Genomic DNA, 23741 nt, shown 5'->3' with positions numbered 1-23741 from the left:
CCGGACACTAGTTGGGCGAACGGGACGTGAATCCTCAACCGGCGTGTCCAAGCGGCTGAGAGCGATAGGTTCAGGGCGTGAAGAGCACTTCGATCGGCTTTTCGAAGACCTGAGCGATACGGAATGCCAGCGGAAGCGAGGGATCGTACCTTCCCGTCTCGAGGGCGACGACGGTCTGACGCGACACCTCCAGTCGCTCCGCGAGCATAGCCTGCGTCCATCCGCGTGCTTCCCGCTCGGAACGAATCAGGTTGTCCATCAGGCGCTTGGGGCTCCGGTGACGAGGTTGGTGACCTCCCACGAGACGATCCCGGCGATGGCCACGATCCACCCGTTGTCGGGCACCTCGAGCCCGGCAGAGTTGAGCGTGCCGAGCGTGATGGCCGTGACGATCGCCACAGTGAAGCCGACCGCCAGCCCGGGGAAGAACAACTTGGCCTGGTATTCGTCCATCTGTCGCACACGAAGCACGATGGCGACCACGATCCACACGATGGGAATCAACGGCAGTAGTGCCCACACGAGACGCCAGGGACCCGCACCGTGGCCTAACGCGTAGAGTGCGAAATTCGCGAGCAGGAACGATCCCGCTCCCACCCACATCCGTACGCGGAAGGCGCGCCGTCGGCGCAGTTCGAGCGGTGATTCTCCTCCGGTGTCAAGGTCGCTTGTCATACGTCGATCGTAGGTGGAGCGCAGAGCCTAGTCAAGGGTCCTTGACACCGTGCATATGGGTGCGCCCGCCCGTTTGGGACGTCCCCGCCACGTCGAGCTGGCGGGAATGCCGCGAAGTGGCGGGCAGGGCTCAGCGGGCAGGACTTAGGGCGTGCCGCTGACCAGCTCCGTGGCGGCGGCGTCGAACGTGGCGAACGGCCCGAATCCGACGGGGCCGCCATCGGTCGGAAGGTCTTGCGGGTAGGCGACGTAGCCGCCGTCCTCCATCAGGATCTGCCCGACGCTCTCGGTGCCGTATGGCGTGTTGCGCACGATCGACCAGGTGTCCGCCTCGCTCACCTCGCAGAAGTAGTCCTGGCCGTCATAGGTCGTCGTCCACTGCTCTTCGTTGCTCACGGGCCAACCATATTCGACACTCCGCAACCGGCGAAAGGTGGCCGCTTCCGGCAAGCGGTATTAGCGTGGGTAGTGCGACGAGTCGCCCGAAGGCTCACCAGCATTGACAAGATGACCCGCTGAGGTCGCCGACAACACTGGTTTGAAGGGCTTTCCGATGCGTCCATTTCTGCGTTCCGCTGTGACCGGGATGGCCGCGCTCGCACTCATCGCGGGTGTCGCGACAGGCACCGCCCCACCCCTCAGTGCATCCGCGTCTCCCGCAGGGACTTCCGCAACTCCGACGCCGTCGGCGCCGAAGCCGACCCCGATATCCACGCCGAGTCCGTCGGCGTCGCCGAAACAGGCGCCCGCGCCAGCCCCGGCCGAGCCCCCAGCTCCGTCACAGTCACCGTCCACCGCGCCGGGCGCCGGGCAGGCCGCCCCGCAGCCCGATCCGCTCACACCCGACCCGTCGCTCGCGACCATGAATGCCACCGGCAACCACAGCATGGGCTCGACCGTCCGCCAGTTCGAGGGTGTTCCCGCGCCGAAGGCGTCGACGCGAATGGCTGCACCCATGGCCGCCCCGATGGCCGCAGCCCCGATGGCTGCGGCGACCGCAGCAGGGCCGCCAGGCGTCCCCGGGCTCGACGTCAGCGGCTGGCAGGTCCTCAACGCATCGAACTGGGCGACCATCCGGGCCAACGGCGCCCGTTTCGTCTACGCGAAGGCGACCGAGGCGACCGATTACACCAGCAGTCAGTTCTCTGAGCAGTACAACGACTCGTATGCCGCCGGGCTCGCCCACGGCGCGTACCATTTCGCGACGCCGAACACCTCGTCCGGTGCTACCCAGGCCAACTGGTTCATGGCCCACGGCGGCGCGGGGACCAACGATGGCCGCACCATGCCTCCGCTGCTCGACATCGAGTACAACCCGTACGGGGCCACCTGCTACGGCCTGAGCCAGGCGGCGATGGTGTCCTGGATCCATGACTTCGTCAATACGATCCACGCGCGGATCGGCCGGTGGGCGGCGATCTATTCGACGACGAACTGGTGGACGAGCTGTACGGGCAACAGCAACCAGTTCGCAGCCAGCCCGCTTTTCATCGCGCGCTACCCGAACAGCATCTCTGAGGGTGCTGGAACGCTTCCCGCCAGCTGGTCGAACTACACGCTCTGGCAGTACGCCGACTCGGGCGTCTTCCCTGGGGACCAGGACGTCTTCAACGGCAGCTCCGCCGCCCTGACCGCGTACAGCCTCGGCTCCAGCATCGCCAGGACGGTCGCGAACCCCACCGTCTACCTGATCTCTGGGGCGAACAAGTACCCGATCCCGAACGCGACGATGCTGAGCGTGTTCGCTCCGTTCGGAAAAGTCACGTACGTGTCCCAGGCGTTCCTCGACACGATGGCGACACAGCAGCCCGCCGGCCGCATCCTGCGTTCCCCGGCCGGCGCCATGTATTTCGTCGACTCCGGGATCAAGCTGCCGTTCAACTCGTGCACTCTGGTCGCCGACTACGGCGGACGCTGCGATCCCAGCGGTTACGTTCAGGTCTCGGATGGCCAGATCGCCGCCTATGTGACCGGTCCGGCGGTCGGTCCGATCATGAATACGCTCTCGGGCGCCCGGTACTACATCAGCGGAGGCCTGCGTCACCAGATCCTCGACACGGCGTCGCTGACCGCGTCCGGCGCACCGACGGGTCCCGCCAACTGGCTGTCCGACGAAGTCGTCTCCTACCTGCCGTTCGGCACGCCGATTGTGCGCGACAGCGTCTACGTCGCCCAGACCGATACGTCGTCGTACTACCTTCTGGCGGGCGGGCTCAAGCATGCCGTCGACCCGAGCGTTGTGGCGCTGGCCGGTAGCTCGACGCGCAGAGTGGGGTCGCTGCAGGCCGGAAGTCTCGCGAAGATCCCGTCCTCCACCGCGCCGTTCATCGGCGTGATGCAGGTGTCCGGGAACCCGGCCATCTCCGTCCTCGGCACGGGCGGCCTGTACACGTGGGCGCAGGGCGTCGGGGGCGCATCCCTCGACCCGGTGACGGTCTCGCAGGCGTTTGTGGGCTCGTACACGGCGATGGGCGCGGTCCAGCCCGGAACGGCCATCATGTCGGCATCCGGCGCCACCGTCTACCTGACGATGCCGACTGAGGTACTGCCGGTCGGAGCGTGGGATTCGTTGATCGCACTGTCGGGCGGAAAGGCGCCGACGATCGTGACGGTGCCGCAGAGACTGATCGCTTCGCTTCGCTTCGGGCCGGTGGCTCTGACCGCGGGCACCTTGGTCCGCACACCGCAGAACGCGACCGTGTACCTCGTCAACGGCGTGACGAACAAGGTCGCCTTCAGTGACATGCTCTTCGCGTACCAGGCCGGCATCACCAAAGTGACCTACACGACGCAGGCGAGGCTGAACGCCTACCCGACAGCGCCCACGAGGCTCGTGTTCGGTATCACCTGCGGGTCCCAGCGGTACGTGAGTGCGGGCGGATCCGTCCACCCGATCGGTGCATCCTTGCTGCCCGACTATCCGATCACCTTCGTGCCGCTCGACACGTTCACCTGCGCGTTGCTGCACAAGGGGACGGCCGCGACAGCATTCATCCGGACGCCTGACGGCTCGATCTACTATCTCAACGCCGGCAAGAAACAGCCCATCACGAGCTTCGCCCGCTACCAGCAGCTGTCGGGCGGGAAGGGCTATCTGAACGTCGCCCAGAAGCTCGCGAACCTCATCCCGACGGGCGCGAGGGCCTAGCCGGCCCACGCGCTCCCGGTCAGTGCTTGGGCGCCACCGACTGCACGGTGAGCAGGTGGATGCTCGGGTTGTCGCACGCCTGCAGCGCGGTGAATGCCACGAACGCCGAGGCACTCGATCCCGGGGGAGCGATACGGAAGCCGTCGGGTGTCACCACGGTGCATCCCGAGAAGTTCTGTGCGACTGCGACACGCAGCTGGGCCGTCACGGATGATCCGGGAGACACGAGCTGTTGGGCGGGCGGTGTCGTCGGGTCGTTGTCGGCCGGTGGCCCGATCGGGGTGCCGTTTCCGTTGCCGACGAACGACACGGCGGGATAGCCGGTGAGGGTGCAGCCCACGCTGCCTTTGTTCGTGAAGATGATCGGAACGTAGCGGCTGCCCGCGGCGCCCTCCGTCTCGCCGAGGGTGATCGTCAGCGTGGAGACCCCGCAGGTGCCCGTCCCAGCGGTCGCGGTGGGAGTCGGTGTCGGCGTGGGCGTCGGTGTGACGGTCGGGCTCGGTGTGGTCGTCGGCGACGGGGTCGGGGTCGGCGCCGGTGTCGCGTTCGATGTGGCGACCAGCCAGATGATGATCCCGACGAGGAGCGCGGCGAACACGCTGAGGATGATGATCGCGAGCGTGCGCCCACGTGTACCGGGAGTCTGCCCGCCCGCTTGCCCCGATGAATTGCTCTGAGCCATGATCCCCCACGTTCTGTCCAGGCACGGGATGCACCCATCCCGCCTTCAGCCAGTATGGTGCCGAGTCCCAGCGGTCCACCAGAAGCGGGCCGAGATGTCGCAGGTCTCTCGGGTTCTCAGTTTCGGCGAGCGAGGTGCGCGACCAGCGCATCCAGGACCGCGACCTGCCCGGCAACCACCTTCGCGCGGGCGACGTCGGCTGGGAACCAGCGCGCGTCGTCGATCTCGGGGAACTCCTGCAGCCGGCCCGACCGTGGGGGCCACTCCAGCGAGAAGGTGTTGCTGACGATCGCGGCGGGGGAGAACTCCGCTTCGGCCGCGAACGCGATGACGGTCTTGCCCGACGACTGGCGGAACTCGCCCAGCTTCTCGTACTCGGCGTCGGGTGCCGGCGTTCCGATCTCCTCGAGGAACTCGCGCCGGGCCGTGCGGAGCTCGTCCCCGTCGTCGGTCTCGTCGACCAGGCCCTTCGGAATCGACCACGCGCGGTCGTCCTTCCCCGCCCAGAACGGGCCGCCCATGTGTGCAATCCACACCTGGAGGCCGTCGTCGGCCGTGCGGCGATAAAGCAGGATCCCGGCGCTTCGGTTCATGGCGGAACTCTAGATCATGTGTTCGCCGGAGCGTTACGCAGCGCGACGAGCAAGGGTTCGAGCCGCTGGCGGGCGACTAACGTAGGAAGGGTGAATTCGGGCGATGCGTGGGTGGAAGGCCCGAGCGGCGAACGGTACTGGGGGCGGTTCGGCGCGGCCGGCCTGCTGGTGCTCGACCGCTACCGCGGCGTCCTCCTGCAGCATCGGGCTGAGTGGAGCCACCACGGTGGAACGTGGGGCCTTCCGGGCGGGGCACGTCACGAGGGGGAGTCCGCGGTGGACGGCGCGTTGCGCGAGGCGGCGGAGGAGGCGGATGTTCCTCCCGGCGCCCTGCAGCTGCTTTTCACGAGCGTGCTCGACCTCGGATTCTGGTCGTATACGACGGTCGTCGTCGCGGCGACAGCGCCGTTCGAGCCGCACATCGTGGATGTGGAGAGCATCGAGCTGCGCTGGGTGCCCGTCGGCGAGGTGACTTCACTGCCCCTCCACCCAGGGTTCGGCGCAGCGTGGCCTGAGCTCAGGGCACGGATCGCGAGCCTGTCCGACTGATCGCCGGGCCCGGCGAGGGTGCGCGCCCGGCGGCTCGGTACGTGCCCGCCACGTCGAGCGGGCGGGATCGTCCCGAACGGGCGGGCACAGCAGGCTAGGTGGGTGGCACCTCAGGAGGCGAGCGGCGTCCCGTAGGCGTGGCGCGGCATCAGGAGGTGGTGGGGCACGTCGATGAATCCTTCGACACAGCCGAAGTAGCCTGCATTGCCCGGGTAGCTCGCGCGCCCGGGGAACCGCGGAGCGCCAGGATACCCGGGGTCGACATGGTGTCGCTGCTCGATCCGCCAGAGCAGCCTGTCTTCGACCACGGTGCCCAGGTAGGCCCCGTCGCGGGTGGCGACATCGTCGTTCGACCAGGGGAACCATCCGATCCATTCGCCGTCTGGATCGAACAGGTACCGGCCGTCGTATTCGATGCGAAAAGCTACGAAAGCTCCTTTGCTGTCGTAGAGATACACTGTCATCGTCTTCGCCTCCCGCGAGGGAGTCCTCCTTGAAATGAATTATCCTCACTTTTGGGGTTGGATGCAACGGGCCCATTCGTGGCAGGTTCGGTCGTGGCAGGCCTGACAATGGATCAGTGCACATCGTCCTCGCCCGCCCCACAGTCGAGCGCACGGTAGCCATCGAACTGGACGATGACGCGAACGAGTTCGCGGAGCACGAGATCGCCAAGGGTGAGCTTGCGCATTTCGTCGCCGAGGCCGAAAAGCGGCGTCCGCGATGGGTGTGGAACGACACCCGGGCGTGGTACCCGTCCCTTCTCGCGGAAGGGGTGCGCGTCGACCGGTGCGTCGACCTGTCGCTCAGCCATCGCATCCTGCGTCTCTCGACCCTGAGCGCGCGCTCCGAGCTCGCCCTCGCGCCGCCGAGCGGATGGGATGCCGCCGCAACACTCGACGAGCAGCCCGGCGAGGCTGCCGCCCTCTTCGACCTCCACCCCGACGGCGACGCCGCGGAGGCCGCCCCGGATGCCGGCTCGGCTGCCGGTCCGACCTCGGTCCTTGCAGAATTCCGCCTCCAGCAGGCCGCGGTCGCGGGCAGCCAAGAGCCCGGGCGGCTCCGTCTCCTGCTGGCTGCCGAGTCCGCCGGAGCCTTGATCGCCGCCGAGATGCAGTACGCAGGACTTCCCTGGCGGAGTGATCTGCACGATGCGTTGCTGTCCGAGCTGCTCGGACCCCGCCCGATGACAGGAGCACGCCCCGCCAAACTCGAAGCTCTCGCCGGCGAGGTGCGCTCCGCACTCGGCGCGCCTTCGCTGAACCCGGACAGCCAGGCCGACCTGTTGCGGGCTCTCCGACGCGCAGGCCTCGTGGTCACGTCGACCCGGTCATGGGAGTTGAAGAAGGTCGAGCACCCGGTCATCGCTCCCCTCCTCGAATACAAGAAGCTGTCGCGCCTGGCGAGTGCGAACGGGTGGGCCTGGATGGACAGCTGGATCCGCGATGGACGGTTCCACCCCGATTACATCCCCGGCGGTGTCGTCACCGGCCGGTGGGCGACAAAGGGCGGGGGAGCGCTCCAGCTCCCGCGCCAGGTGCGAGGGGCCGTGGTCGCGGACCCCGGGTGGAAGCTGGTCGTCGCCGACGCCGCGCAGCTCGAGCCGCGCATCCTGACGGGGTTGTCCGCCGACACGGCGATGGCGGCCGCCGGGCGCGGGAAGGACTTGTACGAGGGCATCGTCGCATCGGGAGCGGTCGACGAACGGGCACACGCCAAAGTGGCGATGCTCGGAGCGATGTACGGTGCGACCACCGGCGAGAGCGGGCGACTCATGCCGCGGCTCGCGAGGGCGTTCCCGAAAGCGATCCGGATGGTCGAGGAGGCTGCGCGAGCCGGTGAGCGGGGCGACGTGGTCACCTCCAGGCTGGGGCGTAGCTCACCGCGCCCGGGCGCGGCCTGGCTGCAGACCCAGGGGAGCGCATCCGCCCCCGACTCGACGGAAGCGGACGAGCGGCGAGCCCGAAGCCAGGCGCGGGACTGGGGGCGGTTCACGCGCAACTTCGTCGTCCAGGCGAGCGCGGCCGAGTGGGCGCTGTGCTGGATGGCCGAATTGCGCAAGAGACTCGACTCGCTGACCCCACCGGGAAGCCGGATCGAGCACGGGCCACACCTCGTGTACTTCCTCCATGACGAGGTGATCGTCCACGCTCCGGAGGACGTGGCCGACGACGTCGCGGACACCGTGGCGGCGTCCGCGCGCGAGGCCGGGCGACTGCTCTTCGGAGCCTTTCCTGTCGACTTCCCCGTCACCACTGCCGTGGTGGACACCTACGCTGAAGCGAAGTAGCAATAAACCTGTGTCGAAGGTGGTTGGGAACTGAGACGTGAAAGAGGATGGACACCATGACTGAGACCGCAACCGCACCCGCCGACCCGCGCGACGCACTCGCGACCTACCACCGGCGTCGCGAGCAGGCCGTCACCGCGCCCAAAGGCAACCTTGCACTCGTGAACACGCAGTGGATCACAGGAGACCCTGAGGCGCCCGCACAGAGCGTCTGGGGCGTGCCCGGCCTATGGGCGCCGCTTCCGAAGGGGCAGTCCGGGCTGAAACTCACGGCGACCGCAGCCGATGGCATCACCGTCGACGGCGAACTCGTCGACGGCGACGTGATCGTGCGCGGCAAGGACGACGCGAGCCCGAGCGACATCGTCTTCAGCGACACGGTCAGCGGATTCGTGATCGCGAGCGAGGAGGGCGAGTACGCGCTGCGGGTGTGGGATGCGAACTCCGAGGCCATTCAGGAGTTCGGCTCCATCGACGCCTTCGACTACAACCCGGAATGGGTCATCCAGGCGAGCTTCACGCCCATCGAGGGTGGACTGACCGTCGGCTTCGAGCACCTCAAGGACGACGGCAAGACGCGCGACATGGTCATCCCGGGTGAGATCCGCTTCGAGAAGGACGGGGTCGAGTACAACCTGGCCGCCTTCAAGGCCGGCCGCGCGCTCCAGCTGGTCTTTTCCGACGCCACCAACGGCGATACGACCTACTCGGTCGGTCGTTTCCTGTTCGTCGCCCCGCACCCCGACGGCACCGTCACGCTCGACTTCAACCTCGCGGTCCTGCCGCCGTGCGCGTTCAGCTACAACTTCAACTGCCCGCTTCCGCCGAAGCAGAACCGTTTCGCCGTGAAGATCGAAGCCGGCGAGAAGAACGTGCTCGACAAGGCGGGCGAACTGCTGCACTGAGCGCGGGTCAGTTCTCCACGACGGCGTCGTTGACAGGCGGTCGCCCCCGCCGCGGGCGTTCAGTGCTGCGTTCCTGGAGCAGGATCTTCGGGTCGTCCTTCAGGGCTGCCGCCACCTCGTCCAGCCAGGTGATGGCCGCACGGGCGCCGAGATCGGCGGCCCGGTTCGCGGCCAGGCAGGCGCGCGTGTCTGCATCGTGTTCGAGCTCGCGGATCTTCTCGGTGAACGACAGCCGGTAGTCGTCGATGATCTGGAGTGCATCCGCCGACTCGACCGACGCGGCGACCAGCACCTGGTCCTGCATCTCGTCCCAGTCCGGGCGGGAATCCGCCGGTCCGCGGCTGAGCCACGCGATCGCCTGGTCTCTGCCGGAGTCGGTCAGAGCGTAGAGCGGGAGCCCGTCGTCGGTCGTGCCTGCAGACTCGACGAGCCCCTGGTCGGTCAGCCGGTCCAGCGTCGAATACACCTGGCCGGCGTTGAGCTGGCGACGATGGGCGGCACGTGCGAGGAATTCGGCCTGCAATTGCGAGCCGTATGCGGGCCCGAGCGACAGCAGGGCGAGAAAAGCGTTCTGCACAGACATCGAGCGGCCTCCTGTATCTCTACCGAGCATGCTATTACCTGCGCCTGCCCGAACCGCCGAATCACAATCTTGTAACTCCGCGCCGTTGTACGGCATAATTCAACCAGCGGCTCCGGCCGCACAACTTCATACACGTGCTGCAGGCATCCGTTCCACTGGTCGTTGGGGAAGACGTACCAAACCGAACGGAGGACACCATGGCAGCACCAACAGCTCGGGGAGTGCTTTTCGTGCACTCCTCACCTGGCGCGCTCTGCCCCCACATCGAATGGGCTGCTGGGCGCGCACTCGGGCGTGCCGTCAACTTCACGTGGGAGACGCAGCCCGTCCTTCGGGGTGCACACCGTACGGAGTATTACTGGGAAGGGCCGCAAGGCACCGGCGCTGCCATCGCGTCGGCACTGCGCGGGTGGGAGCACCTGCGCTACGAGGTGACCGAAGACCCGGGACCGGGCTCCGACGGGGCGCGCTGGATGCACACCCCCGACCTCGGCATCTTCTTCTCGCAGACCGACAGTGCCGGAAACACCGTCATCCCCGAAGACCGCGTGCGCTACGCGATGGAGGTCGCGGCCGGCGATGCGCTGGAACTGCACCGCGAGCTCCGGCTCGCGCTCGGGCAGGCCTGGGATGACGAACTCGAGCCGTTCCGTCACGCCAGCGATGTGACACCCGTGGTCTGGCTCCACAAGGTGGGCTGACACCCGCACCGAAACTCCCACCCGGCGGGCCGGCCCAGGCACACGCGCTGCCGCCCGGGGGTGGTGACGAACGAATCCCCGGCTGGAGACATCCAGCCGGGGATTCGTTCATGTGGTGCGAAGAACACTCGGTAACGCGAAGCGGAGGGCGCTCGCGCGGCCGAAGCGAAGCTACGCTGCGCCCCAGGAGCGGCGGCGCAGCCAGAAGAAGCAGCTCAGACGGAACGGAAGGCGACGACGGCGTTGTGACCGCCGAAGCCGAACGAGTTGCTGATGGCGAGCAGGTCGCCGTCGCCGAGCGGGCGCGGGGACGTGACGACGTCGAGCGGGATGTCGGGGTCCTGTTCGACGAGGTTGATCGTGGGCGGGGCCATACGCTCGTGCAGGGCCATCACCGTGAAGAACGCCTCGATCGCACCGGCGCCACCGAGGAGGTGGCCGGTGGATGCCTTCGTTGCCGACACGGGGATACCGTGCAGCGATTCGCCGAACACTCGGAGCAGCGCGTTGTACTCGGCGATGTCGCCGACCGGCGTGCTCGTCGCGTGCGCGTTGATGTGGCTCACATCGGAGAGCGTCGCGCCCGAGTTCTTGATCGCGGCGATCATGGCCCGTGCCGCGGCCGAACCCTCGGGGTCGGGCGCCGTGATGTGGTACGCATCACTGGTGACAGCACCGCCGACGAGTTCGGCGTAGATCTTCGCCCCACGGGCTTTCGCGTGCTCTTCCGTCTCGAGTACGAGGGCGGCAGCGCCCTCGCCGAGCACGAAGCCGTCGCGCGACACGTCGTACGGACGCGACGCGGTCTCGGGGGAGTCGTTGCGCTTCGAGAGCGCCTGCATCGCCGCGAACGACGCGATCGGCAGTGGGTGGATCGCGGCCTCGGAGCCGCCGGCGATGACGACGTCGGCGAGACCCTGCTGCAGGTGGTCGTAGGCGTTGGCGATGGATTCGGTGCTCGAGGCGCACGCGGAGACGACGGTGCGGATGCCGGCACGCGCGTGCAGGTCCATCCCGATCGCAGCTCCCGGGCCGTTCGGCATCAGCATGGGTACCGTCATCGGAAGTACGCGACGCGGCCCGCGCTCGCGCAGGGTGTCCCACGCGTCGAGGAGGGTCCACACCCCGCCGATGCCGGTCGCCCAGTCGATGGCGAGACGCTCGGGCTCCACTTCGGGTGCCCCGGCATCCGCCCACGCTTCGCGACCCGCGATGAGCGCGAACTGGCTGGACGGGTCGAGCCGCTTGACCTCGTGGCGCTCGAGCACGTCGGCGGCCGCGACCTTCGCCTGTGCGGCGAACGTGACGGGCAGCTGGGTGCGCTCCACCCATTCGTGGTCGAGGGTCGAAGCCCCGGATGCACCGGCGAGCAGTGCGCTCCACGATTCGGCGGCGGTGCCACCGAGCGGCGACGCAGCGCCCACACCGGTGACGACGATCTTCTTGGTCATAACGGCAACTCTCCGTAATTTGCTACTGACCGCGCGCGACAGGCTCGCAGGCGGCAACGGACGAGGGCCGACCCGGATTCGATTCGGGTCGGCCGCCCGTACGTGTGGTTCTAGTCCTGTGCCTTGACGATGAACTCGACGGCGTCGCCGACGGTCTTGAGGTTCTTGACCTCTTCGTCGGGGATCTTCACATCGAACTTGTCCTCGGCGTTGACGACGATGGTCATCATCGAGATCGAGTCGATGTCGAGGTCGTCGGTGAACGACTTGTCCAGCTCAACCGTGTCGGTTGCAATGCCGGTCTCGTCGTTGATGAGTTCGGCCAGGCCGGCAAGAACTTCTTCGGTGGACAATGCCATTGTTTTTCTCCTTGAGGGGTGTCGTTTGACCGTTGACAAGTTTAGGGCAGCACAACGACTTGCGCGCCGAACACGAGTCCGGCCCCGAAACCGATCTGCAGGGCGAGTCCGCCGCTGAGCTCGGGGTGCTCTTCGAGCAGTCGGTGGGTGGCGAGCGGAATCGATGCTGCCGAGGTGTTCCCGGTCGTCTCGATGTCGCGGGCGATGGCGACGGTCTCGGGAAGCTTGAGCTGCTTCGCGAACTCGTCGACGATCCGCATGTTCGCCTGGTGGGGGATGAACGCGGCCAGCTGGTCGGGTGTGACCCCGGCCGCGTCGAGCGCCTGCTTGGCGACCTTGGCCATGTCCCAGACGGCCCAGCGGAACACGGTCTGGCCTTCCTGGCGGAGGGTCGGCCAGGGCTTTTCGCCGTCGCGGAACTGGGTGAGCGTGCCGTCCATGCCGACAGCGCCGGCTTTCGAGCCGTCGGAGCCCCAGATGGTCTTCGAGATCCCGGGGAATTCACTCGGACCGATGACGACAGCACCCGCGCCGTCGCCCAGCAGGAACGAGATGGAGCGGTCGGCGGGGTCGACGACGTCGGAGAGCTTCTCGGCTCCGATGACGAGAGCATAGTGGGCGACACCGGCGCGGATGAGGGCGTCGGCTTGTGCGATCGCGTAGGCGTAGCCGGCGCAGGCGGCATTCATGTCGTAGGCGGCAGCAGGGTTGGCGCCGACGCGATCGGCGACCACCGCAGCCATCGACGGGGTCTGCTGGCCGTTGCTGATGGTGGCGATGATCACGGCGTCGATGAGCTGGGGGTCGACACCCGACTTCGCGATCGCCTCCTTCGCAGCGTCGGTTGCGAGGTCGACGGCCAGAACATCGTGGCTGGCCCGGGTGCGCGTGATGATGCCCGTGCGCTGGCGGATCCACTCGTCGGACGAGTTGATCGGCCCGACGAGGTCGTCGTTGGGCACGACGAGGTCGCCGCGCGCTGCACCGATGCTGAGGATGCGTGTGTACTGCGGGCCGTGGGACTGCTGGAGAGTCGGGTGGGTCATCGGTGTGTTTTCCGTCCTGCTCAGGCCTGCTGGTCGATCAGCTCGAAAGCTGCGGGGAGGTCGTCGGGTGTCTTGATCGCGACGGCCGGGACGCCTTTGAGGCCGCGCTTGGCGAGACCGACGAGGGCGCCGGCCGGGGCGACCTCGTTGATGCCGGTGACCCCGGCGGCGAAGGCGTCCATGCAGAGGTCCCAGCGCACGGGCGAGGAGACCTGCCCGACGAGCAGGTCGACGAAGGCTTGGCCGGATTCGACCCGCGAACCGTCGCGGTTCGTCCAGATCGGCAATGTCGGGTCGGACGCGGTGAGTGTCGCAGCGAAGGCGGTCAGATGGTCGACGGCGGGCTGCATGTAACGCGTGTGGAAGGCTCCGGCGACCTGAAGCGGAATGACGCGGGCGCGCGCGGGCGGGTTCTCGGCGAGCTGGGCGAGCGCGTCGAGGGCGCCGGCGACGACGATCTGACCGCCGCCGTTGAAGTTCGCCGGGTACAGCCCGAGCGCATCGAGCTGTGCGAGCAGCTCGGTCTCGTCCGCACCGATCACGGCGCTCATACCTGTCGGGGTCTCGGCTGCTGCGCGAGCCATCGCCGCGCCGCGCTCGCGAACGAACGCGACCGCATCCGTCTCGCTCAGGATGCCCGCGCCGGCCGCCGCCGTCAGCTCACCGACCGAGTGTCCCGCGATACCGCCGACGCGCTCGCGACGCCCATCGGCGAAGAGCGCGGACAGCGTGAGAAGTCCGGCGGCCACAATGAGGGGCTGGGCGACTGCGGTGTCGCGGATCGTGTCGGCGTCGCTGACCGTGCCGTGGGCGACGAGGTCGATGCCGACAGCATCCGAGATGCCGGTGAGCTGGTCGCGGAAGGTGGATTCTGCGATCCACGGGGTCAGGAAACCGGGGGTCTGGGAGCCCTGGCCCGGGCACACGATCACAATCACCGTACTAGTCTGCCAATCCGCCGCCGTGCGGCTGTGTCGAACGCCTACGAAGTATCTGCCGAATCCTGTGCCGATGTCGACAAAGAGGCTTCGTTCATCCTACGCACCCTCCGCCGAGCACAGTGCTCAGGAGGCGAAGTGAGCGGCAGCGAACGCGAGCTCGGCGGGGGCGAAGCGGCGCCAGTAGTCGGCGTCATGGCCTCCGGGGGTGAAGCCGCCGGACGGCCGTGGCTTCAACCCTGACACGTAGTCGCGCACCGCGGGGTAGAAGCCGTCGCCGGTACCGCAGTCGATTCGCAGTGGGATGCCCGCGAGCGCCGCCTCGTGGCCGAACGGCGTGTTGGCGTCGAAATCGGATGCGCCGTCGAACGCGATGTGCGCCGCCTCGGCGGACGTATGCCACAGCGCCGGACTCACGGCGACGACCGACGACACGCGGTCCGGTCCGAGCGTGCCGGCCAGATGCAGCGCGCCGTATCCGCCCATCGACCAGCCGTAAAGCGCGATGCGCCACGTGTCCAGGCCGCGGTCGGTCAGCAGCGGCACGAATTCGTCGATCACCATCGCTCCGGCATCCTCACCGGATGCGCGCTTGTGCCAGTACGTGTTGCCGCCGTCGACGGAGGCGATGGCGAACGGGCGCGAGCCGTCCTTCACCGCCTGGGCGAGAAATCGGTCGAGACCGAGATGACCGGCCCCGAACGCGTTGGTGTGGTTGTCCGAATAGCCGTGGAGCGCGACGAGGACGGGCAGCTTCGCACCGGGCTCGGATCCCGGAGGATAGCTGACCGCCCAGCCCGTGTTCGCTCCGAGGCGTGCCTGTGAGGTGAAGGAGCCGCTGATCATCGTGCCGGCGGCGATATCGGGGACGGTGCCCGCCGGGCCGTTCAGCCCGAGAAGCTGGTGCATGAGGACGCGCCCGGGGAGCACCCTGTTCTCGACGGCCAGCCCCGCTGCTCCGGTCAGCGCCGCCAGCCCGACCACGCCGGCCCCCACGCTGATGAGGGTGCGACGCGACACCGCGCCGCGCTGCGGATCCGTGCCCGTCACGGGCGCCGAGGTGCGTCGGGCTCGGCGATCGAGCCGACGATGAGCGCAGCCTGCAGGATGAGGGCTTCGCGCGCGCCCGTCGCGTCCCAACCGATCACCTCGGAGACGCGTTTCAGCCGGTAGCGCACCGTATTGGGGTGCACGAAGAGTTCGCGCGCCGTGGCCTCCAGAGAGCGCCCGTTGTCGAGGTAGCACCAGAGCGTCGTGAGCAGCTCGGTCGAGTGCGACTGGAGCGGCCGGTAGATGCGGTTGATCAGGGTGGCGCGCGCGAGCCCGTCGCCGGCGAGTGCCCGCTCAGGCAGGAGGTCGTCGGCGTGGACCGGGCGCGGGCAGTTGCGCCACGCCTTGGCGACGGCGAACCCGGCCAGTGCCGCTTTGGCGCTCTTCGACGCATCGACGAGTGTCGGGACTTCGTGCCCCAGCACCAGGTGTCCGGCGCCGAAGCCGGGCTCCAGCTGGGTCGCGATCTCCATGAAGCTGACCAGCGGCGTGGCGCCGATGGCGTCGTCGGGGGCGGAGTTGCTGGGCCAGGCGCGACCGATGACGAGCACGAGGCGACTTCCCTGCACTCCGATCAGGACATCCGCCGACATGTGCCGCGCCGTGCGGCGCAGCTGGTCGACATCGAGCATCTTGGGCGCCGTGCCGACCAACACGCTCACCTCGCCGTGCCCGTGCCAGCCCAACGCCGCGATGCGGCTGGGCAGCTCATCGTCGTACTCGCCGGTGAGGATCGAATCGACGACGAGTGCCTCGAGGCGGGCATCCCACAGCCCACGCGCCTCCGCGGCGCGCGCATAGACATCCGCGGCTCCGAAGGCGATCTCGCGCGAGTAGAGGAGGATCGCCTCGCGCAGGGCCTCCCCGCCGTTCTTGACCCGATCTTCGACGACCTCGACCGTGACCTTGATCAGCTGGAGCGTCTGCTGCAGGCTGACCGAGCGGAGCAGCTCCCGCGGCGCCGCACCGAACACGTCGGCGGCGATCCACGGCGTCGACCGGGGGTCGTCGAACCACGAGATGAATGACGAAATACCGGCCTGGGCGACCAGCCCCACCGCGGACCGCCGCCCCGGGGGCATGTCGCGGTACCACGGCAGGGTGTCCTCGAGGCGCTTCAGCGTCGCCGTCGCGAGCTCACCGGAGATCTTGCGAAGCCAGGTGAGCGTCTCTTCTTTCGTCTTAGGCACTGGTGCCCGGCCCGGTGTCAGCTCTCGCCGCCGGCGGTTCCGGTGGTGCCGGCGTTCACGTCGTGCAAGCGGTACTTCTCGATCGCACGGATGGGCGCGCTCGGGTCGACCTGTCCGCGTGCGGCGAGCAGTTCGAGCGTGCGCACGACGAGCGAGGGTCCGTCGATCTTGAAGAACCGCCGCGCTGCCGCCCGGGTGTCGGAGAAGCCGAAGTCGTCGGCGCCGAGCGTGGCGAACTCGCCGGGCACGAACGGACGGATCTGGTCGGGGACCGAGTGCATGAAGTCGGAGACGGCGACGAACGGCCCGTGCGCGCCCGACAGCTTGCTCGTCAGGTAGGGCACGTGACGCTCCTGGTCCGGGTGGAGGAAGTTGTGCTCCTCGGCGGCCAGGCCGTCGCGGCGCAGCTCCGACCACGACGTCACCGACCAGACATCGGCGGAGACGCCCCAGTCCTGCGCGAGCAGGTGCTGGGCTTCGAGTGCCCACGGAACGGAGACGCCGGATGCGAGCAGCTGCGCCTTCGGCCCCGCCACTTCGCCTTCGCGGAGCCGGTAGATTCCGCGCACGACGCCGTCGACGTCGAGGCCGTCCGGCTCGGCCGGCTGGACGATCGGCTCGTTGTAGACCGTGAGGTAGTACATCACGTTCGGGTTCGGGTGCGCTCCGCCGTACATCCGGTCAAGACCGCTGCGCACGATGTGCCCGATCTCGTAGCCGTAGGCCGGGTCGTAGGCGACGACGGCCGGGTTGGTGGAGGCGAGCAGCAGCGAGTGACCGTCGGCGTGCTGCAGGCCTTCGCCGGTCAGCGTGGTGCGGCCGGCTGTCGCGCCGACCATGAAGCCGCGCGCCATCTGGTCGCCGGCTGCCCACATGGCGTCGCCGGTGCGCTGGAAGCCGAACATCGAGTAGAAGACGTAGACCGGGATGAGCGGCTCGCCCTGCGTCGAGTACGAGGTTCCCACAGCGGTGAAGGCGGCGAGCGCGCCCGCTTCGTTGATGCCGACGTGGATGATCTGGCCCTGCGGGCTCTCCTTGTAGGCGAGGAGCAGTTCGCGGTCGACCGAGGTGTAGTGCTGGCCGTTCGGGTTGTAGATCTTCGCATTCGGGAAGAACGCGTCCATACCGAACGTGCGTGCCTCGTCGGGGATGATCGGGACGATGCGGTGACCGAAGTCCTTGGCGCGTAGCAGGTCTTTCAGCAGCCGGACGAACGCCATGGTGGTGGCGATCTCCTGGGTGCCGGAGCCCTTCCGGGCGATCGCGTAGGCGGAGTCGTCGGGCAGCGAGACCTGGGTGTACTTCGTGCGGCGCTCGGGAACGTAGCCGCCGAGCGCGCGACGGCGCTCGTGGAGGTACTGGATGGCCTCATCCTGCTCGCCCGGGTTGTAATAGGGCGGCAGGTACGGGTTCTCTTCGAGCTGCGCGTCGGAGATCGGGATGCGCATGCTGTCGCGGAACGTCTTCAGATTGTCCAGCGTCATCTTCTTCATCTGGTGGGTCGCGTTGCGGCCCTCGAAGCTCGGGCCGAGACCGTAGCCCTTGACCGTCTTGGCGATGATGACCGTCGGCTGGCCCTTGTGCTCGCTTGCCGCCTTGAACGCCGCGTAGACCTTGCGGTAGTCGTGGCCGCCGCGCTTCAGGTTCCAGAGCTGGTCGTCCGTGTAGCCCTCGACGAGCTTGAGCGTGCGCTCGTCGCGACCGAAGAAGTTCTCGCGCACGTATGCGCCGTTCTCCGCCTTGTACGTCTGGTAGTCACCGTCGGGCGTGACGTTCATCAGGTTCAGCAGCGCGCCGTCCGTGTCGCGGGCGAGCAGCTCATCCCATTCGCGACCCCAGACGACCTTGATGACGTTCCAGCCTGCGCCGCGGAAGAAGCTCTCGAGCTCCTGGATGATCTTCCCGTTGCCGCGCACCGGGCCGTCGAGGCGCTGCAGGTTCGCGTTGATGACGAAGGTCAGGTTGTCGAGACCTTCGTTCGCGGCGACCTGGAGCTGTCCGCGGCTCTCGACCTCATCCATTTCGCCGTCGCCGAGGAACGCCCAGACATGCTGGTCGCTCGCGTCCTTGATGCCGCGGTTGGTCAGGTATCGGTTCAGCTGCGCCTGGTAGATCGCGTTGATCGGGCCGAGGCCCATCGAGACGGTCGGGAACTGCCAGAACTCGGGCATGAGGCGCGGGTGCGGGTACGACGAGAGGCCGTTGGGCGCGTGCGACTTCTCCTGGCGGAAGCCGTCGAGCTGGTCTGCGCTGAGCCGGCCTTCGAGGAAGGCGCGGGCGTAGGTGCCGGGGGAGGCGTGGCCCTGGATGAAGATCTGGTCGCCGCCGCCGGGGTGGTCCTGGCCGCGGAAGAAGTGGTTGAAGCCGACCTCGTAGAGCGCTGCGCTCGACGCGTACGTCGAGATGTGGCCGCCGACGGCGATGCCGGGGCGCTGCGCGCGGTGGACGAGGATGGCGGCGTTCCAGCGGATCCAGGCGCGGTAGCGGCGCTCGATCTCCTCATCGCCGGGGAACTCGGGCTCGTTCTCGGGGGAGATCGTGTTGATGTAGTCGGTGGTGGGGACCATCGGCACACCCAGGTGCAGTTCTTTGGAGCGCTTCAGCAGGCTCAGGATCACGTCGCGTGCCCGCTGGTGTCCCTGGGCTGCAACCAGTGCGTCGAGGGATTCCTGCCATTCGGCGGTCTCCTCCGGGTCCGAATCGATGTGATTCACCGAGTACGGGTCCTGGTCGTTTACAGTCACCCTCGACCTCTTTCTTGTGTCGGATAGATCGCGTGTGGGGCTCATCTCTGTCGGATTGCGACAGGAATGAGGCACCATCTGCAAGCCTAGCCACTCTCGGAACCTCCTGCGGACCGCTCGCTGCGAAGTGTGAGCGGAGGGGTCTAAGCTGTGTGATCGTGCGTCGGCGGGCTGCCGTCCGGATGCACGGCGAGAGGTACCGACAGGAGAGCGCAATGGCACTGGAGAACGACACCCAGGCACCCGATTTCGAGCTGGTCAACCAGTTCGGCGAGACATTCCGGCTGAGTGACTTCCGGGGCAAGCGGGCGGTCGCGCTCGTCTTCTTCCCGCTCGCGTTCTCCGGTACGTGCACGGGCGAGCTCTGCGAGCTGCGCGACAACCTGGCGCTCTTCAGGAGCCACGACGTCGAGCTCGTCGGCATCTCTGTCGACTCGAAGTACGCGCTGCGGGTCTGGGCCGAACAGGAGAACTACGACTTCACCCTCCTCGCCGACTTCTGGCCGCACGGCCAGGTCGCCAAGGAATACGGCGTGTTCCTGCCCGAGAAGGGGTTCGCGAACCGCGCGACGTTCCTGATCGACGAGACGGGCATCATCCGTGCGAGCTTCATCACGGCGCCGGGCGAGGCACGGTCGCTGGATGCGTACCGCGCCGCGCTCGAGGAACTGCCGGCCCACGTCGCCTGACGGGCACCCGCCCGCCGCGCCGCCCGGTACTATTGACACGTCGCTTCGGCGATGAGGGGCCTTTAGCTCAGCTGGTAGAGCGCCACGTTTACACCGTGGATGTCATCGGTTCGATCCCGGTAGGGCCCACTCTTTCCCCCGTTTCCCCTCCTGTGCTCGACCGCCGTCTGTCGGTGGGCGCGCGTAGGGTTTCAGCATGGCGGTCGAGGTCGTGAGTGCGGTGGGGCACTACGACGGCTTCTTCGCGGTGGTGGGCGTCAAGAAGCCGGGCGGTGGCGGATGCTGGTGCATGAGCTACCGGGATGCGCGGCTGAACAATCTCGAGCGTCCGCTCTACATGCAGGACGAGTGCTCCCGCGAACCGGGGCCAGGCGTTCTCGCCTACGTCGACGGCGAGCCCGCCGGCTGGTGTTCGATCGCCCCGCGCTCCAGTTACCGGCGCCTGATGCATTCGCGGACCATCCCGTTCCTCGACGAGCGTGATGCCTGGGCGGCCGTCTGTTTCGTGGTGCGCCCGCCGTTCCGCGGCCAGGGGCTCATGAACACCCTGCTCGGCGGCGCGGTCGAGCACGCACGCGCCCACGGTGCCGAGGTCGTCGAAGGCTATCCGGTCGAGTCGGACACCCCCGGCAGGGTCGACCTCATCTCCGGCTACGTCGGCACGACGAGGCTGTTCGAGCGGGCGGGCTTCGTGAGGGCCGCCGAGACCACAGCGCACAGCGGCGGTCGCGTGCGCTGGATCATGCGCAGGGAACTCGGCTGACCGAGCGGGAGGGCGCCGACCGGATGCGCGTCAGCCGCCCGACTCCAGCACGTCCTTGAGCGCCTGATAGCTGACAGGCGCGCCCTTTCGGGCCGCCGACCGGACCATCGGCAGCAGGGCGACGCCGATGCCCTGCCCCTCGAACGACAACGCGAACGTCACTCGGGAGCCGGCGCCACCGTCGATCGGGTCGATGGTGACCGTCATACCGGGCCGGATAGGCCCGTCGATGCCCCGCACGACCCAGCGGTTCGGCACGTCGGCCTCCACCACCTCCTGCGTCATCGTGCGGTCGGCTGGGCCGACCCGGCGCGTCGTACTGAAGCGCGACCCCACCTCGCGCGGTGTTCCGCTGATCATCCGTGCCTCGACCACATCCGACTGCCATTCCTGGAATGTGGTCGGGTCGGTGCCGTAGGCGAAGACCTCGGCGGGGCTTCTCGCGATATCGATCGTGAACACTTCAGCGTCGCTCATGTGGGCAGCCTAGGCTTACTCGGGTGAATCGCGCGATCATCCTGGGCGGCAACGGGGTTCTGGGACGAGCGATCGCCCTCCGTCTCACGGCCGCCGGCTGGAACGTCGACGTGACAGGACGGGACCCGTCGCACTTCCCGGCCGAGCTCGCCCAGGCCGGCGTGCGCTTTCACCGTTCGGAACGTCGCGAAGCGAACGACCTGGCCCGCGTCATCGGAGGCGGCGCCGACCTCCTCGTCGACGCGGTCTGCTACACGGGGGCCGATGCGCGGATGCTGCTGCCGCAGCTGGGAGCCATCCGCTCGACGGCGATGCTGTCGAGCAAGGCGGTGTACGTCGACAGGCACGGCAACCACGTGAACTCGGATATCGCTGCGCAGTTCGACGGACCGGTCGGCGAGGACAACCCGACCATGCCCCCGGGCAACGGTGAATACGACTCTCGCGAGGGCTATGGCGCGAACAAGGTCGCGGCCGAGCAGGTGCTCCTGCAGAGCGGATGGCCGGTGACGGTGATCCGCGCGTCGAAAGTCCACGGTGCCGGCGCCGCTAACCCGCGCGAGTGGATGTTCGTCAAACGCGTGCTCGACGGCAGACCCGCCGTGCTGCTGGCGCATGGCGGCCGCGGAGGCGATCACACCACGGCCGCGGTGAACACGGCCGCACTCGTCGAGACCGTTGCGGCGCATCCGGGTTCGCGGATCCTGAACAGCGCCGACCCGGATGCACCGACCGGCCTCGACATCGCCCGCACCGTCGGCCGCCATCTCGGTCACGACTGGGAGGAGATCCTTCTCCCTGACGACGCGGACCCTGCGCTCGGCGCGCATCCGTGGGATTTCGTCCCGCCGATCGTTCTCGACACGCGCGCGTCCGTCGAACTCGGCTACCGTCCCGTCGGGACCTACGCGGAGACCATCGGCGCCGAGCTCGAGTGGCTCCTCGCCTCGGAGCGGCACCGGCCGGGCGCATCCGACCCACACGTCGCCCGGTGGACCGACTACGCGGCCGAGGACCGCTACCTCGCCCGGGCCACCTGATCCGCGAAAGCGGAGAGGAGACACGGGCGCACGCAGGAGCGTATGGTGTCGGCCATGGATGTCGACCCGAGAAACGACCTCTGAGATGGCTCGCCGCAGGCAGGCGAAATCGTCCGACAAGGGCGGACGCACGAACATCGACACGGCGGGCGCCGCCGCGCAGGACGGAGCAGTGGCCGACGGTTCGCCGAGCTATCCGATCCTCACCGAGGAGCAGCTCGCCACCCTCCGCTCATACGGCGATGTGCACCGCGTCTCGGCCGGCGAACTGGTGTACCAGGTCGGCGAGCCGATCACCGACCTGGTACTCGTCGACAGTGGAGCGATCGACATCATCTCGGAAGCGACGGCCGAGTCTCCCGAGGTCCTGATCACGCGTCACCATGCGGGGCGGTTCCTCGGCGAGCTCAATATGCTCACCGGACAGTTCTCCTACCTGACCGCGCGGGTTTCCGAGGACGCCGTGATCCATCGCATCCCGCCCGACCGGTTCCGGCGCCTGATGGCCGAGGAGAGCGAACTCTCGTCGATCATCCTCACCGCCTTCCAGGCGCGGCGCGGGCTGATCCGGACGATCGCCTCCCACCACCTGGAGATTCTGGGCAGTCCGACATCGGCGACGTCGATGGCCCTGCGGACGTACGCGGAGCGGCTCGATGTGCCGCATCTCTGGTTCGACGCCGAGTCGGTCGCGGGAGTGGCCCTCATGACGGCGACGAACGTGACGCGCGAAGAACTCCCGGTGGTGTTCGTACCGGGCGGCGAGGTCAGGAACGCGACGCCGGCGCTGCTCGCCGAACGGCTCGGGCTGGCCTATCGGAGGAGCGACAAGCAGGCCGATCTCGTGATCATCGGGGGCGGTCCCGCGGGGCTCGCCGCTGCGGTCTACGGCGCCTCGGAGGGGCTTCACACCGTGCTTGTCGACGCGCTCGGTCCCGGCGGGCAGGCTGCCGCCAGCTCGCGGATCGAGAACTACCTCGGCTTTCCGAACGGCCTCAGCGGGGGCGAGCTGACGAGTCTGGCCGCGGTGCAGGCGCTCAAGTTCGGCGCGAGCATGTATGCGCCGTGCGAAGTCATCGGGCTCGACCAGGCGGCGGATGCGGTCAGCATCCAGGTCGCAGACGGCACGACCATCGAGGCGCGAGCCGTCATCGTCGCAACCGGGGCACGCTATCGCGGGCTGGCGCTGCCCAACTGGAAGCAGTTCGAGGGCGCCGGCATCTACTACGCGGCCACGAAACTCGAAGCGACCGCGTGTGCCGGGATGCCCGTGACCGTGGTCGGGGGCGCCAACTCGGCGGCGCAGGCAGCCCTGTTCCTCGCGGGCAACAGCTGCCAGGTCGACCTGCTGATCCGGGGGAGCGACCTCGGAGCCGGCATGTCCAGTTACCTGGCCGACCGGCTGAACGCAAGCAGGCTCATCCGTGTGCGCACGTCGACGCAGGTCAGCGAGATCCACGGCGACGCATACGTCGAGGCGGTAACGATCACGAACAGCTCGTCGGGCGAGGTCGTACGTCAGGCGTGCGGTGCGATCTTCTGCTTCATCGGCGCGACGCCGGCGACGTCCTGGCTGGACGGCGTCGATCTCGACGATCATGGCTTCGTCCTCACCGATGCGAACCTGGACGCGGCCGCCTTCGCCGAACGACGTGGCGCACAGGGACGCGGCCCGCTCCCGTTCGAGACGTCCGCACCCCGCATCTTCGCGGCAGGCGACGTGCGCCTCGGGTCGATGAAACGGGTGGCGGCCGCGGTGGGCGAAGGGGCAAGCGCCGTCTCATCCGTTCACCGGGCGATCGCGCTCTCCGTCTGACCGGCCGGGCCTCTCGATCCGCCGGTGTAAGATCACGAAGTCCGGTCGCGGA

General features: G+C 68.0%; 24 protein-coding genes and 1 tRNA gene. 10 read left to right on the top strand and 15 right to left on the bottom strand.

Features of this window, described 5'->3' with window-relative positions:
• Nucleotides 1-70 precede the first annotated feature (70 nt).
• The 3 genes from G3T36_RS11185 to G3T36_RS11175 form a co-directional block, all read right to left on the bottom strand.
• Complete coding sequence (locus G3T36_RS11185; protein WP_163289852.1) at nt 71-259, bottom strand: helix-turn-helix transcriptional regulator; 189 nt, start codon at nt 257-259, stop codon at nt 71-73.
• Complete coding sequence (locus G3T36_RS11180) at nt 259-675, bottom strand: hypothetical protein (RefSeq protein WP_163289851.1); 417 nt, start codon at nt 673-675, stop codon at nt 259-261. The genes G3T36_RS11185 and G3T36_RS11180 overlap by 1 nt, the downstream gene beginning before the upstream one ends.
• A gap of 144 nt (nt 676-819) precedes the next feature.
• Complete coding sequence (locus G3T36_RS11175; protein WP_163289850.1) at nt 820-1071, bottom strand: hypothetical protein; 252 nt, start codon at nt 1069-1071, stop codon at nt 820-822.
• A gap of 157 nt (nt 1072-1228) precedes the next feature.
• Here G3T36_RS11175 and G3T36_RS19590 point away from each other — a divergent pair, with 157 nt between their 5' ends.
• On the top strand, nt 1229-3823 hold the full coding sequence (locus tag G3T36_RS19590) for a lysozyme (protein WP_205245052.1): 2595 nt from the start codon (nt 1229-1231) through the stop codon (nt 3821-3823).
• A gap of 19 nt (nt 3824-3842) precedes the next feature.
• Here the strand turns inward: G3T36_RS19590 and G3T36_RS11165 are convergent, their stop codons facing one another.
• Together G3T36_RS11165 and G3T36_RS11160 are read right to left on the bottom strand one after the other, a co-directional pair.
• Nucleotides 3843-4505: a DUF4232 domain-containing protein gene (locus G3T36_RS11165; RefSeq protein ID WP_163289849.1), complete on the bottom strand. Its 663-nt coding sequence runs from the start codon at nt 4503-4505 to the stop codon at nt 3843-3845.
• A gap of 116 nt (nt 4506-4621) precedes the next feature.
• Entirely contained in the window at nt 4622-5098 is a 477-nt protein-coding gene (locus tag G3T36_RS11160; RefSeq protein WP_163289848.1) for an NUDIX hydrolase, read from the bottom strand.
• Nucleotides 5099-5188: 90 nt separating this feature from the next.
• Between G3T36_RS11160 and G3T36_RS11155 the strand changes: the two genes are divergently transcribed.
• A complete protein-coding gene (locus G3T36_RS11155) occupies nt 5189-5647 on the top strand; it encodes an NUDIX domain-containing protein (protein WP_163289847.1) in 459 nt (152 codons plus the stop codon).
• Between the two features lie 110 nt (nt 5648-5757).
• Here G3T36_RS11155 and G3T36_RS11150 read toward each other — a convergent pair whose 3' ends face one another.
• Nucleotides 5758-6111, bottom strand: a complete 354-nt coding sequence (locus tag G3T36_RS11150) for a hypothetical protein (RefSeq protein ID WP_163289846.1) — start codon at nt 6109-6111, stop codon at nt 5758-5760.
• 116 nt (nt 6112-6227) lie between these two features.
• On the opposite strand from G3T36_RS11150, the gene G3T36_RS11145 reads away from it, so the two are divergent.
• Nucleotides 6228-7937 carry a bifunctional 3'-5' exonuclease/DNA polymerase gene (locus G3T36_RS11145; protein ID WP_163289845.1) on the top strand — a complete coding sequence of 570 codons (1710 nt, stop codon included), beginning with the start codon at nt 6228-6230 and terminating at the stop codon, nt 7935-7937.
• Between the two features lie 56 nt (nt 7938-7993).
• Nucleotides 7994-8842 (top strand): DUF1684 domain-containing protein, encoded by an 849-nt coding sequence (locus tag G3T36_RS11140; RefSeq protein WP_163289844.1) that lies wholly within the window; start codon nt 7994-7996, stop codon nt 8840-8842.
• Nucleotides 8843-8849: 7 nt separating this feature from the next.
• On the opposite strand, the gene G3T36_RS11135 is transcribed toward G3T36_RS11140, so the two are convergent.
• Nucleotides 8850-9425, bottom strand: a complete 576-nt coding sequence (locus G3T36_RS11135) for a PadR family transcriptional regulator (protein WP_163289843.1) — start codon at nt 9423-9425, stop codon at nt 8850-8852.
• Between the two features lie 197 nt (nt 9426-9622).
• Here G3T36_RS11135 and G3T36_RS11130 point away from each other — a divergent pair, with 197 nt between their 5' ends.
• Nucleotides 9623-10126: a DUF3145 domain-containing protein gene (locus G3T36_RS11130; RefSeq protein WP_163289842.1), complete on the top strand. Its 504-nt coding sequence runs from the start codon at nt 9623-9625 to the stop codon at nt 10124-10126.
• Nucleotides 10127-10341: 215 nt separating this feature from the next.
• Here G3T36_RS11130 and G3T36_RS11125 read toward each other — a convergent pair whose 3' ends face one another.
• The 7 genes from G3T36_RS11125 to aceE all read right to left on the bottom strand — a co-directional run bounded on the left by G3T36_RS11125 (nt 10342) and on the right by aceE (nt 18904).
• Nucleotides 10342-11577, bottom strand: a complete 1236-nt coding sequence (locus G3T36_RS11125) for a beta-ketoacyl-[acyl-carrier-protein] synthase family protein (protein WP_163289841.1) — start codon at nt 11575-11577, stop codon at nt 10342-10344.
• Nucleotides 11578-11687: 110 nt separating this feature from the next.
• The gene (locus G3T36_RS11120; RefSeq protein ID WP_163289840.1) at nt 11688-11936 is read right to left on the bottom strand and encodes an acyl carrier protein; all 249 of its coding nucleotides are present in this window, start codon (nt 11934-11936) and stop codon (nt 11688-11690) included.
• A 41-nt stretch (nt 11937-11977) separates the two neighbouring features.
• Nucleotides 11978-12982 carry a beta-ketoacyl-ACP synthase III gene (locus G3T36_RS11115; RefSeq protein WP_163289839.1) on the bottom strand — a complete coding sequence of 335 codons (1005 nt, stop codon included), beginning with the start codon at nt 12980-12982 and terminating at the stop codon, nt 11978-11980.
• A 20-nt stretch (nt 12983-13002) separates the two neighbouring features.
• Nucleotides 13003-13920, bottom strand: coding sequence for an acyltransferase domain-containing protein (locus tag G3T36_RS11110; RefSeq protein WP_163289838.1), 918 nt, complete (start codon nt 13918-13920; stop codon nt 13003-13005).
• 126 nt (nt 13921-14046) lie between these two features.
• Nucleotides 14047-14970 carry an alpha/beta hydrolase-fold protein gene (locus tag G3T36_RS11105; protein ID WP_205245051.1) on the bottom strand — a complete coding sequence of 308 codons (924 nt, stop codon included), beginning with the start codon at nt 14968-14970 and terminating at the stop codon, nt 14047-14049.
• Complete coding sequence (locus G3T36_RS11100) at nt 14967-16160, bottom strand: helix-turn-helix domain-containing protein (RefSeq protein WP_163289837.1); 1194 nt, start codon at nt 16158-16160, stop codon at nt 14967-14969. Before G3T36_RS11100 ends, G3T36_RS11105 begins: the two co-directional genes overlap by 4 nt.
• A gap of 17 nt (nt 16161-16177) precedes the next feature.
• Nucleotides 16178-18904: a pyruvate dehydrogenase (acetyl-transferring), homodimeric type gene (aceE, locus tag G3T36_RS11095; protein ID WP_163289836.1), complete on the bottom strand. Its 2727-nt coding sequence runs from the start codon at nt 18902-18904 to the stop codon at nt 16178-16180.
• Between the two features lie 215 nt (nt 18905-19119).
• Between aceE and G3T36_RS11090 the strand changes: the two genes are divergently transcribed.
• The 3 genes from G3T36_RS11090 to G3T36_RS11080 all read left to right on the top strand — a co-directional run bounded on the left by G3T36_RS11090 (nt 19120) and on the right by G3T36_RS11080 (nt 20356).
• A complete protein-coding gene (locus tag G3T36_RS11090; protein WP_163289835.1) occupies nt 19120-19593 on the top strand; it encodes a peroxiredoxin in 474 nt (157 codons plus the stop codon).
• A 56-nt stretch (nt 19594-19649) separates the two neighbouring features.
• A tRNA-Val gene (locus G3T36_RS11085) sits at nt 19650-19722 on the top strand.
• A 67-nt stretch (nt 19723-19789) separates the two neighbouring features.
• Nucleotides 19790-20356 (top strand): GNAT family N-acetyltransferase, encoded by a 567-nt coding sequence (locus G3T36_RS11080; protein ID WP_163289834.1) that lies wholly within the window; start codon nt 19790-19792, stop codon nt 20354-20356.
• 30 nt (nt 20357-20386) lie between these two features.
• On the opposite strand, the gene G3T36_RS11075 is transcribed toward G3T36_RS11080, so the two are convergent.
• Nucleotides 20387-20833 (bottom strand): SRPBCC family protein, encoded by a 447-nt coding sequence (locus G3T36_RS11075; protein WP_163289833.1) that lies wholly within the window; start codon nt 20831-20833, stop codon nt 20387-20389.
• Nucleotides 20834-20856: 23 nt separating this feature from the next.
• Here G3T36_RS11075 and G3T36_RS11070 point away from each other — a divergent pair, with 23 nt between their 5' ends.
• Nucleotides 20857-21873 (top strand): NAD-dependent epimerase/dehydratase family protein, encoded by a 1017-nt coding sequence (locus G3T36_RS11070; protein ID WP_163289832.1) that lies wholly within the window; start codon nt 20857-20859, stop codon nt 21871-21873.
• Nucleotides 21874-21958: 85 nt separating this feature from the next.
• Nucleotides 21959-23689 carry an FAD-dependent oxidoreductase gene (locus tag G3T36_RS11065; RefSeq protein ID WP_163289831.1) on the top strand — a complete coding sequence of 577 codons (1731 nt, stop codon included), beginning with the start codon at nt 21959-21961 and terminating at the stop codon, nt 23687-23689.
• Nucleotides 23690-23741 lie beyond the last annotated feature (52 nt).

It is taken from the genome of Leifsonia tongyongensis (assembly GCF_010686705.1).
In the GTDB taxonomy this organism is placed as follows: Bacteria; Actinomycetota; Actinomycetes; order Actinomycetales; family Microbacteriaceae; genus Diaminobutyricibacter; species Diaminobutyricibacter tongyongensis.
This window is presented reverse-complemented; position numbering and strand designations above follow the sequence as displayed.